Here is a 14,232-nt window from a genome sequence, read left to right on the forward strand (position 1 = left end):
CTTAAACCTCCAGCACATAATCAATTAAAAATAATGAAATGACAAAGAAAATAACATCATAGGATGCAACCATCTGGGTCCATGCCAGTGCACTCGATAATTTGCTCATATCTGATAAAATGATCCTAGTTGCCTGGGTAACCCCGATCAGAACTGGACTTGCAATTGGAAACAGCAATAAAGGAAGCAGCATTTCACTGCTTTTTGAATTCCCGGCCAACGCTGCTAAAAACGTTCCGATGGAAACAAAACCAAAGCTGCCAACAAAAATAATCAGAATAAAATAAGGGATACTTCCTGCCATGTTAAAATCAAACAGCAAAAACAAAAACGGAATCGCAATGATCTCAACAATGATAATCATCGTGAAGTTGGATAAGAATTTCCCTAAAAAAATGCCAGCTGGCGCCATGGGTGCCACTAATAAGGCATGCAAGGTTTCATTTCGCTGTTCTGAAACAATGGATCGGTTTAAGCCCAAAACACCAGCGAACACGATAATAACCCAAATAATTCCCGGGATCACGGCCTTTGTCATATTATTGGAAGGGTCAAAAGCAAAGCTGAATACCACAATCACCAAACTGGCAAAAATAATCTGGGTGACAAGCACCTGTTTCGTTTTCCATTCAGAAAACAAATCTTTTTTTGCCAGCAGGAGGGAAGATTTTAATAGGTTCATGAAACTCCCTCCATCTGAATCTTATACTTTTCAGTTACCATTCCCAAAGATTGATCTTTCACTGTAAAATCATCCACTATTTTTCCATTTTTTAAGATAATAATCCGATCACAGATTTCGGCTGCCTGCTTAAAATCATGGGTGACCATTAATGTGGTCGTCCCTTTTTCTTTCATAGAAAGGATGACATTGTTTAAGATCGTCATTGCTCCCTGATCCAGGCCAGTATGCGGTTCATCCAAAAGCAGAATTTCCGGGTTGTGGATTATCGCTCTGGCTATGGCTATTCTTTGAATCATCCCGCGCGAAAAGTTTTTTACTGGGTCATGTAAAAAGTAAGATAACTCTACCTCTTTTACTAGTTGAATGGCACGCTCTTCCGCGTTATCCACTCTGTATAATTTTCCAAAAAAAACAAGATTCTCCAGTGGTGAATAATGGTCATAAAGTAAGCTTGCATGGGGCAAATAACCGATGCTTTTTTTTACTTCATTGGCATTTTTCCTCAAGTCGAGCCCCTTCATCTTGACTAACCCGGAAGTGGGTTTAATCAAGCCTGCCATAATCTTTAAAAGTGTACTTTTACCAGCTCCATTTGGTCCCAGGATGGCTAATGTTTCTCCTTTTTTTACCTTGAGGTCAATGCCGCGCAAAATCAACTTATTGTCCGCTTGCTTTGTCAGCTTGGTTATGTCTATCATTTGCAGTCCCTCCCATACTAGCAAGCTACTCAATGAATTGGCGCAAACTTAATTTCACCTGCACTAAATGCTGTTTATAGGCATTAAGCTTTGCCTGATATTCTTCTTCGTTCAGCTTACCATCACCAAAGGTTTCTTCTAATTCGATAATTTTATCCATAATCGCTTTTTGTTTGGACATGAGCAGTTTAAAGGCCTTCTCTTCCTTATCTGCTCCTAGACGTTCCTGGTCTAATCTAGCTTTCCTTCTAAAATATATAAAGTAGGAAACCCCTGCTATGATGATGGCTCCCATGATGATCAAAAACACATGCGGATTAAATCGGTGCAATGGTGATTGGGCCCACATTCTTAAGTGTCCGGGGTTATGGAAAGCAGGTGCGGTATGTGTGACAGAGCTGGTGCTTTGATTTGTTCCATCGGTCTCCGCCTGCACGGCATCATCACTTTTAGGCTGAACGTCCTTGTTATAGACCATCGTAAACGTCTGGTCCGCCTTGATATTTTCAATACTGTAACCCCAATAGTTTTGATCATCAAATTTGAAAAGCCCTTGGCTGGTAAAATCCATTCCTTTTATTTCAATACTTCCCATACCCTCCGGCACTAGAATTTGGAACAACTGTACCGGATAGTCTACAGTGAGTTTGATCTCCTCCCCTTTTTCGACCCTGTAACTGTAAGGCAGTACCATGGTTTGATTGGCAGGTATTGGAGTAGTGGTAATAAAACCAGTTTCTGTCTGTTTAAAGGCAATTGTGTTATCTGAAAAATTTAAGTCCTTCATCCCTTTCGGAAGGGTTACCTTCAGTACTGCCTCGCCTTCTCCATCACCTTTATATTCCTGATCAGATGTATTGGAATAGTTCACCATGTACATCATATTGGTGGATCCATCCTCCCCGGGACTGACAACAAGATAATCCATATCAATCACAATGTTAGAGTCAGATGCTGCTTTACCATAAATAGGGAAAAGCAACAGCAAGCCAAGGAGGAATACGGGGATTTTCTTAATCACTTTACATCCCCCTTTTGCTTCCTGTAGGATTTCATTTGTTCTTCAATTTCTTTTTCCACTTCATCCATTAACTCTTGGTCAATGCTGACTGTCTGCAGTTGTTCTTCTTCCTGCAAAATGTTCGCAATTTCCACCTCATATTGCTTTTTTAAATTTTTGTAATCGGTATGAGAAATCTTATCCATTTTGTACTCGAATTCCAATTCATTTAAAGTCGTTAGCAGGGACTCTTTTGTTGCTGATAAATCCTGGCTGCCTGGCCTAAAATGAAAGTAAGTGTCCCACTTAAACATCGGGGATAAGATTAAAAATAGGCAAACTAACACTAACGCAGCAGTAAATATTATGGAAACAATGGAGATATCCGGCATAATGTTCACATCCTAAAGATACTTTTTACGTTCTTCATCAATTAAGGATGATAGGATTTCATCCTCAACTTCTTCTTCGATATTCTGCTCAACTGCAGCTGTCTCCTCAGGGCCATTTCTCTTGACCCACTTACGGATGACAAAAAATAATCCGGCTCCAGCGATGCCTAAAGCTGCAAAAGGAAGAATCCAAGCCGTCAAACTAAACCCGCTTTTTTCAGGAGCGGTCAGTATTTCCTCTCCATAGATGTTGACATAATAATCTCGGATTTTATCTTTATCCCAGCCTTTATTCATCATATCAACTAGATCTTTCTTAAACTCTTTGGTTTCACTGCATGTGTTTGGGTCACATTCATAATGATCCTGCCCACATCCGCAAGTGCAGCGAAACTGCGATGCGACAGCCTTGAACTCGGCAGATTTGTAATCAATTTCTGCTGCCTTTACTTGTATGATTGAGGTTTGTAATAAGATGAAAATCAAAAGAAAAGCTAAATAGAATTTCCTTTTCATGCTATGCCACCTCTTTGCGCACCCCAGTATACCTCGGGGTGACATTTCCATATTTCCCATTCCATATCGCAAAAAGTGCACCTATGACAATCATGAAGGATCCAATCCACAACCAATTCATCATAGGGTTTATTTTAACAACGAAAGTCGCCTTTCCGTCATCCTCCCATGCGCTTAAGACAATGTATAGGTCCTCTTTCACGGACGAGATGATCGCCACCTCAGAAGAGGGCTGGTCCCAGTTGCCATAAAAAACTTTTTCCGGCTGATAGGTTCCTAGTTTTTCACCGTTCTTAAATACAGTCACATCCGCGTATACGATATCATTGATTCCTTCTTTTTTCTGATCAAGACGTTCATAGTTGAGCCGGTAATCACCTAGTTCTATTGAGCCGCCTAGTGGTACTGTTTTCATGGTCTCTACATCATAATTTTGGGAGCCGATAATTCCCATGGCAATAAAAGCAATTCCCAAGTGGACCAAATATCCGCCATACCGGCGGCGATTGCGGATCATTAACCGATATAAAGCAACAAGCGGCCTTTCCTTGGTCATTTTTCTTCGGGCCTTAACCCCTCGGTAGAATTCCAAGAAATGGGTGACCAGCAAGAGACTAATGATCCCATATCCAATTACAGCCCATGCTTTATGCATTCCCAAGGCAATCATTAAGGCCATGGCGATCACAGCAAGGATGGCAGGAATCAAAAAGTTTTTTCTAAGGTTTTTGACGGTGGATTTTTGCCAGGCAAGCATAGGACAAACCGCCATTACAAACATCATCGATAATAAAATTGGCGCCTCAACTTTGTTGAAAAATGGAAGACCTACGGTAACTTTTGTTCCTCGAACAGCTTCTGAAACCAGCGGAAAAATTGTTCCCCAGAATACAGCAAAAGCGGCGCCGACAAGCAGAAGATTGTTCACCAGGAAGCTGCTTTCTTTTGAAACGAGCGATTGGAATTCACCGGCACTTCGTTTTAACAAATTGTAACGGCTCATTAACACATAAAGCCCGCCAATAACGGCAATAGCCATAAAGATTAAGAAATATAAACCGAGATTGGAGTTACTAAAAGCATGGACACTTGTTAGTACACCGCTTCTTACTAAGAAAGTGCCGAACAAGGTTAAGGCATAGGATACAATAATCAAACTGATGTTCCAAACCTTCAGCATATTCTTCCGTTCCTGAATCATGACAGAGTGCAGGAAGGCTGTGGCTGTCAACCATGGCATAAATGAGGCATTTTCAACTGGATCCCATGCCCAATATCCGCCCCAGCCAAGCTCTACATAAGCCCATTGGCCGCCAAAAATATTTCCAAGGCTTAAAAATAACCAGGCAACAATAGTCCAGCGTCTAGTCATTTTGATCCAGAAGTCATCAGCATTTTTCAAAATCAGCGCTGCCATGGCAAAGGCAAACGGCACTGCAAGACCTACATACCCGAGATAGAGAGTGACCGGGTGGATAATCATTCCCGGGTTTTGCAGCATTGGATTCAAACCTTTTCCCTCTGCCGGAATGGTGTCTAATAATACGAATGGCTTTGCCACAAATGCCAAGATGATAAAGAAGAATACAGCATTCGCCATAAGTATGGCAGAGATATAAGGAATCATTGGATTCCCTTTCATTTTTCTTGAAAAAGCAATCATGACGGCATAAAGAGTTAAGAAGAACGTCCACAGCAATAAAGAACCTGCGTTGCCAGCCCATAGAGCTGTTAGTTTATAAATGAGCGGCAGTTCACTGCTCGTATAGTCTGTGACATATTCATACTGGAACTGTGATGTTCCCAGGAGATAGAATAATGACAGCATGGCCATTGAAGCACAAATCAATAAGGCAAGCATTCCGCCTTTTCCGCTGTTAACCATCTTTTGATTCTTCGTGCTGATGCCTAGAGTGATGATAAGCAGTGAGAATACTGCAAGCGCTAATCCTAAATAGATCGTTGCGTTTGAGAATAGATACATTTGGTCACCTTCTAAAGTTATCCTTTTATTGTTCTTTCGGCGGCTGATTTAACTTGTCTTTGTGCGTCTCAGGATCATAATTTTTGATATCCTGACCTTCATATTTCGAAGGGCATCTTGTTTTGACGTTCTCTGCCACAAATGTGTCTTTTTTTGTTGGGGATCCCTCAAGAATCGTTATGACACCTTCTACAAAGTTGTCTGGTTTCGTCCCATTGTAAATGACATGCATCAGATTCCCATCGTTATCCTTCACATCAAATTTCAATTCAATTTTATCCGGGTCCCATTTGATCGAGTCTTCAATTAATAATCCTTCCACCGTAACAAAATCATCTTTATGCTGGTCTTGGGTGGCCAAAAGCTTGTCTAACGTTAATTCCACTCCGCTCGAACCTGGAGTGGCAGCCATCAGGAGGAATACAATGGCCCCTGCAATAATAAATCCGCCAATGATGACAAGCGTATTTTTCTTCATTCTGCTCACCTCACATTAGATTAACTTTTTCATTTCCTCTTCATAGGTGTCTTGGTCTATTTTTCCTGTAAGAAGCTTTTTTCGGAGTTCCTTTTTTTCTTCTGAATGATCTTGCTTGTTGTCTTTTTTTGCCGCAGCCTGTTTTTTGGGAGTCTGCTTGTTTGAGTTTGATCTTGCAGTCTTCGCCATACTTTGAGAATTTGCTTTTAACCCCAAATATACAAATATTCCAGCAATGATAAGGGCAATCCCGATGATGGAAGCACCGCCAATTCCAATGAGGGGCTTATTGGAACTGCCCGATTTGCTGCCGCTTGCAATCTGGTCGGTAGCTGTACCATTCACCCCTTCGTGATTTTCATCATTTGGGGGATCCAGCTTGCTAATAGCCTCCATGGATGATTCGGTTCCATCTTTTTTGTAGGAGAAAGAATATTTTAGCGGCTCACCAATTTTCACATTGCTGTATTGATAAAAGTAGAGCTCCTCTCCATAATCATCCTTGGAGGTTTCCTGTGCTTTAGGCTCCATTTGGATATCCGACGCATTCATAGGGGCATAATAAACAATGTCCAACTGCTCAATTTCCGCATTATTCTTAAGCTCATATGTAAAGGTCTTGCTGTCTTTTACCTCAATCGTTTGGGTGTAGTACTCAATGACAAATTCATATGTTTCATTGTTCTTAATTGGGTTTGACGGTTTCCAGGAAATGATCCCTTTTTCTTTGTCAACATCATAGGGGCGCTGCACTTCAGGCTGATCAGTTTCTGGGAAGTCAGCCACTAAAATGGCCTCAAAGCCTTTATCGTTGGCTGGCACGGGAATTTCAATCTTTCCATCATAATCTTGGCCGCTGTTATTTGTAATAGTTCCATACTGGCTGATTAATAAGGATGGGATGTCCCGTGATTCCCAGTCCTCAGGATAGTCAAACTCCGGCATTATTTGAATCTGCATGGATTTAAAGGGAAACTTATCCGCTTGAAATGCAGATTCTGCATAGGCCTTTGGAGTGATAAAGCCGGTTAAAAATAAACCGATTACCAAAAAAGCAGCAAACCTTCTCTTTCGCATAAAAATCCTCCTTGATTTGAAAACAACTGCAAAAATGTTAATGCTTTCCACTATAGTCCTCTTTGAAATAAATATATTCTTTATCACGGCCTAACGGCAGAAACACTCTTGAACATTTTGTTAAAGGGCTGAAAACGTTACGTTTTCGACATAAAATAACCACAAAATGTTCATAATTCCATTTGAAATGGCCATACAAAAAAACCGCTAAATCAACAGTTCATTCAGCGGTTTTTGAAGGTGCATTATTCTGTTCTAAAGATCGGATATAGCTCACAATGTCAGAAATGTCTTGCTTCCTCAGCTGACGGACTCCTTCTTGTCCTTTTAAGGAAGGTCCCATCCTCGTTTCTTCACGGCCATAAGCTGTATCAATCCAAATTTGAGAATCGGCAGTATCTTTTAAATATTGAGGGTTGGATAATGCCGGTCCCATTTTCAGGATGCCGGCTCCTGCCTCACCATGGCAGGAAAGGCAATATAAACTGTACAGTTTTTCCCCATTCTCAGGGCTGCCTGTTATGGATTTGGGAGCTTCAAGATCGATTTTCTCCGTCTGCCAATTTCTTATGAATACGGTTAGATTTTTGATCTCTTTATCCGATAATCTTGGTCCATACGCCGGCATTGCGGTGCCTTCCCGGCCATGCTTTATATAGTTATACAAATCTTGATCGGAAACAGAGTTTAAAAAATGCTGATTGTTTAGAGCCGTTCCAGCATTTTTCCCTTCACCTTTCCCTGTCTCGCCATGGCAAATAAGGCAGTTTTTGTTATAAACCTTTTCTCCAGCAGCTATTGCTTTGGAATTTTCGTTATCAAATAGGTTACTGTTTCCTATAGCAAAAACAATGCCAATCATAATCAAAATATAGATTCCGATTAACAGTTTCTTCATGGGTCACTCCTTATTTTGGCTCAGGTGTTGGAGTTGGTTCCCCAAAATCTTCATATTTTTTGGTTATTAAGTCGTAAATTTTCGCTGGGCTTTTTCCGCTAAGATTCATGTCGATCGCCTCCCGGGCGATATCTACACAAACATCTCAGGCTATACCCATAGAGTCCCATTCTTCAACAGCGTTGTCCTCGCCAAAATGATCAATGAAGCAGTCTAAATTGCTTTTATGGCCATCGGAAACATAACAGCCGCAATAGCAGGGAACCCCCGCTACAACCTCTGGGTAGTTAGAAACCATTTTATAGGTTTCTTGAACTTTTTCCGGAGCATTTAAAACATAATCAGGAAGCGGTGCATGTTTTTTATCAAGCTTTGTATTAGCCTTATTCGAGCTGCAGGCAGCTGCAATCAGCACTATTGCCAGGCATAGCACCATTAGAGAAGAAAGCTTTTTCATCAGTAGTATCACCTCTTTGCTCTAGGTTTGTTTACGACTTCATTTTAGCAAATATGTTTTCTTGAAAAGGTTCGTAAATCTTACTATTTGGTGAAGTTTTTAATTTGTCCATAAAAAAAACACCTAATCCTCATGTGAAGATTAGGCGTTTTTCTGCATATTAAGCTCTTGATACATAGGTACCGTCTGCAGTATTGATAATTAAACGGTCTCCTTGATTAACAAAGAATGGAACTTGTACGACAAGGCCTGTTTCTACAGTAGCAGGTTTAGTTCCGCCTGATGCTGTATCTCCTTTAATGCCAGGCTCTGTATCTGTTACTTCCAATTCCACTGTATTTGGCAATTCTACACCTAGTGTCTCGCCTTGGAACATCATGATATGAACTTCCATGTTTTCCTTTAAGAATTTCAATTCATATTCAATGCTTGCTGCCGGCAGTTCTACCTGCTCATAAGATTCCATATCCATAAATACGTGCTGGTCACCGCTTGCGTATAGATATTGCATCTTACGATTATCAATTTGCGCTTTTTCTACTTTTTCACCCGCACGGAATGTTTTTTCTTGAATGGCACCAGTCCGCAGGTTACGTAGTTTGGAGCGGACAAATGCAGCTCCTTTGCCTGGCTTTACGTGTTGGAAATCGATAACGCGCCAAATGCCGCCATCCACTTCAATGGTTAATCCGGTACGGAAATCGTTAACTGAAATCATGTTTAAAAAATCCTCCTAAATAAATTACAATATTATAAGTTCTTTTGCAGAATGCGTAAGCGGTTCGTTTAGATCATTTGTAATGAGCAAATCATCTTCTATACGAACTCCTCCAAGACCCGGGACATAAATGCCTGGTTCATTTGTTACCACCATGCCAGGCACTAAAACGATATCTGATTTCATCGAAAGAGCAGGACCTTCATGAACCTCCAGACCAATCCCATGGCCAGTAGAATGTCCAAAATTGTCACCATAGCCTTTTGCAGTAATATAATCTCTTGTTAAGGCATCTGCCTGTTTACCAGTCATCCCCGGTTTGATTCCTTCCATCCCTCGGAGCTGTGCTTCTAAAACAATTTGATAAATTTCCTTCAGCTCTTCAGCCGGTTCACCTACTGCAATGGTCCTGGTAATATCCGAGACATACCCTTTATAATAGGCACCATAATCCATGGTCACCATATCACCTTTTTCAATGACTTTATCACTAGCCACACCATGCGGCAGGGCAGACCTGACTCCGGAAGCAACAATCGTATCAAAGGAAGAAGAAGCGGCCCCGGCTTTTCTCATGAAAAATTCTAACTCATTCGCAACTTCAAGTTCAGTGACTCCTGGGCGGATAAAATCAAGAACATGTTTAAATGCAGCATCTGCAATGTCCGCAGCATCCTTTAATATCTTAATCTCTGCCTCGCTCTTAATCAAGCGTAACTTTTCAACTACACCAGAGATTGGGACAAGTTCAGCTGTTACTTCTTTTTCATATACTTTAAAGGAAGAGTAAGTTAAAAAATCCTCTTCCACTCCAAGCTTCTGAATCCCTAATTTTTTGGACTGCTCAGCCACTTCTTTAGGAATCGAATCAGAGTACTTAACAACTTCAAATCCTTCACATTGTTTAGACGCTTGTTCAATGTAACGAAAATCAGTTATAAACTGGGCCTTTTCTTCACTAATTAAAACGACCCCAGAGGATCCAGTGAAATTTGATATGTAACGTCGGTTGTAAGGGCTTGTAATCAGAATTCCATCAATACCAAATGCGGCAAATTGCCCTCTAAGACTCTCTAATTTTCCCAATGGTTTCCACTCTCCTTTTGATCCACACAGATAAAAATATTTTATCACAACTATAGAAATCATACTAATTAAATCTGCGGGGCCGCCTCTTTATCTAGGAGATTCCTGCTTTCATGCTCATATTGAATCGAGTAACCGATAAAGATTCCGTAAAGCGCAAATAAACAAATCGAGGTTATGACAGTATTGCGGCTGAGGTCAGTGATTTGCTTGATTCCTGGCAGCAAGGGATTTAAAACAAAATAGACGATCAGAAACAATATGAGCCCATAAGCCATGCCAACCCAAATGCCATTGAATTTTCTTAACAAAGCGAAATAGATAAACGATACACATACCGAAATAATCCCTAATAAAAGTATGGAAAGCATGGATCCCCCCCAGCCGTACTTCCAATCACCCGCCGCCCATGGTTCTAAGATCCCATTTGGACGGATTTCAGTTAAATGAAAGAAATACGAAATGTACCAAATAGCACTCCAAAAGACTCCCCCAAACAGGCCAGTCCAAAACACCATTACTGGAAATGGCATAGCTTTTGGATAGTACTCTGCTTTACGTATTTTTGACATAAAAAAACCTCCAATTGGCGCGATTTTGATCCGAATCGTAACAACACTTGTTAACAGTATAGGAATAATATGCCCTTTGGACCCGGTACTTTTTCATAAAAAAATATTTTCACTCGAAATGCAAATTACCTGACATTTTATAGAGGTTTTTTGATTTTTCAAGTAGAATACATTTAAGTACATAGAGATTGCCAATTGTCTCTTATTCTTTGGCATGTTTCTGCTTGAATCATTAAAATCTTAGGATTTTTATTGAAATTTGCACATGGACAGCGAAAAACGAATAAATTGTCTAAATCTTTCCTCTAAAGTGTTTAAAAGGATAAAAAATTGCTTAAGATGCTCTTAGGGAGGTGGCTTTACTTGAAAAATCGGACATCTGCTTTTATAATTGGGGGACTTTTTATCCTGGCTTTAATAGGGCTTTTCGGTTCATTTACAGCAAATCCTGCTGGTTTTATTCAAAAAATTGCTGTTTTCGCATTAATTGGTTTACTGATTTTTTTCCTTGTTCGTCGGTTTTCAACTTCAAGCCCTCAAAAAAGGGAGCAGCGGGCATTTCTAAAAGCGGCTAAAAAATCCAAGAAACGACTGCAGCAAAAGAGCGGAGAGACTGCTTCAAAAAGTTCCACATTCGGCACGCTGGCAACCATTAAGAAAAATAAAACCAAAAAGAAGCCCCCTGCTCATCTCACCGTAATTGAAGGAAAAAAAAGCAAAAAGAAAAATCGAGCGTCATTTTAGACGTTCGATTTTTTTCCCTTATAAAAGAATTAATAACTCCATTGATTTAAAAACTGCCTTGCATGATTTCTCCCCAGTTCAAATAGCTGCCGTTTTTGTTCTTCGGTTAAGTGAAATTCCATTGATATTACCTCTTTTGAAGGGATAAATATGATGTTTTGGGCATGTTTTCTAGAAATATACCTGGCGTCATGTGCATCCTTCATCGTTTCAAATAAGGCCCCAAACATTTCGATTCCGTTGCTGATTTTATGTTTTTCGTGTTCTTGCTCACTCGGGCTTAACTTAATTCCGAGAACGGGCCTCACTTTTTTAATATTTTCTTTGTCGAACAGCCACATGGGGAAATTACTCAATACACCGCCATCCACAATGATATTAAGCCCATCATAAGAACGCATTTTGACAGGTTCAAAAAAATAGGGAACACTGCAGCTCATTCTAATCGCTTTGGCAATCGAGAATGACCCAGGAGATATGCCGTACCTTTCTAGGTCGTCCGGCAAAACCGCCATTTGGCCATTTGAAAGATCAGAAACGACCACCCGGAGTGTTTGTGGAGGCAGGTCAGAAAAGGTTCTCAGTCCCTTTTTCTCCAGCATGCCCTTTATCCATTTTTCCAGTTCGTTTCCTTTGTAAAGTCCCAGTTTCCAGTACAGCAACAGCCATTTTGCTATTTTCGAAGGAATGAAAGTTTTTCGGGCGTCCAGCATTTGGGACAAATCCAGTTCATCCACTAACTGGTACATCTCTTTGCTGGTATAGCCGGCAGCAATCAAGGCAGCAATAATAGAACCGGCACTTGTACCTGCAAGCCTTACAAATTGCAAGCCCCTGCTTTCAATTTCCTCAAATGCCCCAATCAGGGCAAACCCTTTAATACCCCCTCCGGAAAAAACCCCGTCTATATTCATGGCAGCACTCCTAAAGATGGATTCCTTTCTACATCTTTAAGCGCCTGGCATTCAAAATAGTACAGCGGACATGCATAAAATTTTTGTTCACTCTTCATTAATTAGTAACAATTTGTCTACAAAATGTTCACTAGGACCATTTGTTTCTTCATATTATCAACACATTACTTCCTTACAATTGCTTTATCCTTCATTATTGTCAAAGTAAAGGCAGGGAAATATATGGGCTTAAAAAAAGAGAGAATTAAAGTATACGATATGACTTGTACATCCTGTGAAAGACGCATTGAAAGAGCCGTCAAAAAATTGGAAGGTGTTTCCCATGTTAAGGCCGATTTTACTGGGCAATTTGCAGATATTGAATATAATGACGAAATATGTGACCAAAACCAAATAAAAAAGGCCATTCAGCATGTCGGCTATAGCACTGAAAACGGAAAAGGATTTAAACTTATAGGCATTTTTATTGTCGTGGCCGCTATTATTCTTCTGGGAATCAACACTGGAAGCTTTAATATGGATGATCAATTACAGAATGCTTCCTATGCCGTTTTATTTACAGTAGGATTAATTACCTCCCTTCACTGTGTCGGGATGTGCGGTGGAATCATGCTTTCCCAAACGATTGGCAATGAAAGCAGGTCTAGGTTTGATACATTAAAACCAGCTATCTTATACAATCTGGGGAGAGTCTTATCTTATACCATTATCGGTGGTGTCATTGGCGCGATTGGGTCTGTGTTTGCCCTTTCACTCACGGCTAAAGCAGGACTGCAAATTTTTGCTGGTATTTTTATGATAATAATGGGCTTCAACATGGCAGGATTCAAAGCCTTTAGAAAATTTCAATTGCGAATGCCTGCATCCATAATGAAAATAGTCAGTAAACCTAAACCAAGAACGCCGTTCTTTGTAGGTCTATTAAATGGGTTCATGCCCTGCGGTCCGCTGCAAACCATGCAGCTGTATGCCTTAGGTACGGGCAGTGCCATAAGCGGTGCTCTTTCCATGTTTATGTTTGCAATCGGAACCGTACCTTTAATGTTAACATTCGGTGCCCTATCAAGCCTATTAAGTAAAGGGTACACAAAGAAAATTCTAAAGTTCAGCGGTATCTTAATTGTGGTTTTAGGAATCATTATGAGCAATAGAGGCCTGGCACTGGCTGGGATGAATTTTAGCCCTAGTTCGATGATTGCAGGTATAGGAGGCTCAACAGACAGAAATTCTGCTAATGCCGTTAAAGCAATCATGAAGGATGGGGTCCAGGTCTTGAATATGACAGCAGATGTATACGGCTATACCCCGCAAACTCTGTATGTCAAAAAGGATACTCCCGTCAAATGGGTTGTTGATGCCAAAGAATTGACTGGCTGTAATAATACCATCGTTATCCCGGATATGAATGTAGAACAGAAGCTTCAAAGCGGACAAAATATTATTGAATTCACTCCTGGAAATGAAGATATTTCTTTTAGCTGCTGGATGGGCATGAAACGCGGCGTCATAAAGGTGGTCGACAATCTTGATCAGGTATCAGCGAAAAGCAGTGATGGAAAGGGTGTAGATGCTTCAACCAATGCGACATCATCCGCGTCTTCCCAAACAGCTCCCAGCATTTATGGGGAAGATATCAGTCAAGTGCCAACTGGCCGTTTGGTAAATAAAGCGGCTTTGGCTGAAGGCGGGCAAAGCTTCTCCGTTAAAGGAATTGGCTATGAATTAGAACCGCTTATTATGGTGACAGCTTCGGGCATTAAAACAAAGATGTCGATTGATTTAACCTCCTTTGATCAGCCTGAAGGGTATTTTTTAATTATGAATGCCAACACGAAACAAATTGTCACAGATTTCACGGGATCTAAAGGAATGGTCGACGTTGAATTTACAATCGAAAAACCTGGTTCCTATGGAATTTACTTAAACGAGGATCAATTGCTTGGGGTAATTGAAGCAGTTAATGATGTAAACGGCGCTGACTTAGAACAAATCAGAAGCAAATACTTGGAGTAA

At 40.5% G+C, this 14,232-nt stretch carries 16 protein-coding genes; 2 read left to right on the forward strand and 14 right to left on the reverse strand.

The window, feature by feature from the left end; genetic code table 11:
- Position 1: 1 nt before the first annotated feature.
- From NFS43_RS09025 to NFS43_RS09085, 13 genes are all read right to left on the reverse strand, one after another.
- Positions 2 to 682, reverse strand: coding sequence for a heme exporter protein CcmB (locus NFS43_RS09025; protein ID WP_251551332.1), 681 nt, complete (start codon positions 680 to 682; stop codon positions 2 to 4).
- The gene (gene ccmA, locus NFS43_RS09030) at positions 679 to 1,383 is read right to left on the reverse strand and encodes a heme ABC exporter ATP-binding protein CcmA (protein WP_251551333.1); all 705 of its coding nucleotides are present in this window, start codon (positions 1,381 to 1,383) and stop codon (positions 679 to 681) included. The genes NFS43_RS09025 and ccmA overlap by 4 nt, the downstream gene beginning before the upstream one ends.
- Positions 1,384 to 1,408: 25 nt before the next feature.
- Complete coding sequence (locus NFS43_RS09035; protein WP_251551334.1) at positions 1,409 to 2,404, reverse strand: hypothetical protein; 996 nt, start codon at positions 2,402 to 2,404, stop codon at positions 1,409 to 1,411.
- On the reverse strand, positions 2,401 to 2,775 hold the full coding sequence (locus NFS43_RS09040; RefSeq protein WP_251551335.1) for a hypothetical protein: 375 nt from the start codon (positions 2,773 to 2,775) through the stop codon (positions 2,401 to 2,403). Before NFS43_RS09040 ends, NFS43_RS09035 begins: the two co-directional genes overlap by 4 nt.
- A gap of 12 nt (positions 2,776 to 2,787) precedes the next feature.
- On the reverse strand, positions 2,788 to 3,291 hold the full coding sequence (locus NFS43_RS09045) for a cytochrome c-type biogenesis protein (protein ID WP_251551336.1): 504 nt from the start codon (positions 3,289 to 3,291) through the stop codon (positions 2,788 to 2,790).
- 1 nt (position 3,292) lies between these two features.
- Positions 3,293 to 5,275 (reverse strand): heme lyase CcmF/NrfE family subunit, encoded by a 1,983-nt coding sequence (locus NFS43_RS09050; protein ID WP_251551337.1) that lies wholly within the window; start codon positions 5,273 to 5,275, stop codon positions 3,293 to 3,295.
- Positions 5,276 to 5,300: 25 nt separating this feature from the next.
- On the reverse strand, positions 5,301 to 5,753 hold the full coding sequence (locus tag NFS43_RS09055) for a cytochrome c maturation protein CcmE (RefSeq protein WP_251551338.1): 453 nt from the start codon (positions 5,751 to 5,753) through the stop codon (positions 5,301 to 5,303).
- A 15-nt stretch (positions 5,754 to 5,768) separates the two neighbouring features.
- Positions 5,769 to 6,830, reverse strand: coding sequence for a hypothetical protein (locus NFS43_RS09060; RefSeq protein WP_251551339.1), 1,062 nt, complete (start codon positions 6,828 to 6,830; stop codon positions 5,769 to 5,771).
- A gap of 220 nt (positions 6,831 to 7,050) precedes the next feature.
- Entirely contained in the window at positions 7,051 to 7,728 is a 678-nt protein-coding gene (locus NFS43_RS09065; RefSeq protein ID WP_251551340.1) for a c-type cytochrome, read from the reverse strand.
- Positions 7,729 to 7,738: 10 nt separating this feature from the next.
- Entirely contained in the window at positions 7,739 to 8,185 is a 447-nt protein-coding gene (locus NFS43_RS24520; protein ID WP_338150597.1) for a PCYCGC motif-containing (lipo)protein, read from the reverse strand.
- A gap of 160 nt (positions 8,186 to 8,345) precedes the next feature.
- The gene (gene efp / locus NFS43_RS09075) at positions 8,346 to 8,903 is read right to left on the reverse strand and encodes an elongation factor P (RefSeq protein ID WP_251551341.1); all 558 of its coding nucleotides are present in this window, start codon (positions 8,901 to 8,903) and stop codon (positions 8,346 to 8,348) included.
- 24 nt (positions 8,904 to 8,927) lie between these two features.
- Positions 8,928 to 9,989 carry a M24 family metallopeptidase gene (locus tag NFS43_RS09080; protein WP_251551342.1) on the reverse strand — a complete coding sequence of 354 codons (1,062 nt, stop codon included), beginning with the start codon at positions 9,987 to 9,989 and terminating at the stop codon, positions 8,928 to 8,930.
- A gap of 68 nt (positions 9,990 to 10,057) precedes the next feature.
- On the reverse strand, positions 10,058 to 10,561 hold the full coding sequence (locus tag NFS43_RS09085) for a YqhR family membrane protein (protein WP_251551343.1): 504 nt from the start codon (positions 10,559 to 10,561) through the stop codon (positions 10,058 to 10,060).
- 363 nt (positions 10,562 to 10,924) lie between these two features.
- On the opposite strand from NFS43_RS09085, the gene NFS43_RS09090 reads away from it, so the two are divergent.
- Complete coding sequence (locus NFS43_RS09090; protein WP_251551344.1) at positions 10,925 to 11,305, forward strand: SA1362 family protein; 381 nt, start codon at positions 10,925 to 10,927, stop codon at positions 11,303 to 11,305.
- Positions 11,306 to 11,334: 29 nt separating this feature from the next.
- Here the strand turns inward: NFS43_RS09090 and NFS43_RS09095 are convergent, their stop codons facing one another.
- Entirely contained in the window at positions 11,335 to 12,219 is an 885-nt protein-coding gene (locus NFS43_RS09095) for a patatin-like phospholipase family protein (RefSeq protein ID WP_251551345.1), read from the reverse strand.
- Positions 12,220 to 12,441: 222 nt separating this feature from the next.
- Between NFS43_RS09095 and NFS43_RS09100 the strand changes: the two genes are divergently transcribed.
- Entirely contained in the window at positions 12,442 to 14,232 is a 1,791-nt protein-coding gene (locus NFS43_RS09100) for an urease accessory protein UreH domain-containing protein (RefSeq protein ID WP_251551346.1), read from the forward strand.

Origin of the sequence: Neobacillus muris (genome assembly GCF_943193175.1) — a bacterium.
In the GTDB taxonomy this organism is placed as follows: domain Bacteria; phylum Bacillota; class Bacilli; order Bacillales; family Cytobacillaceae; genus Neobacillus; species Neobacillus muris.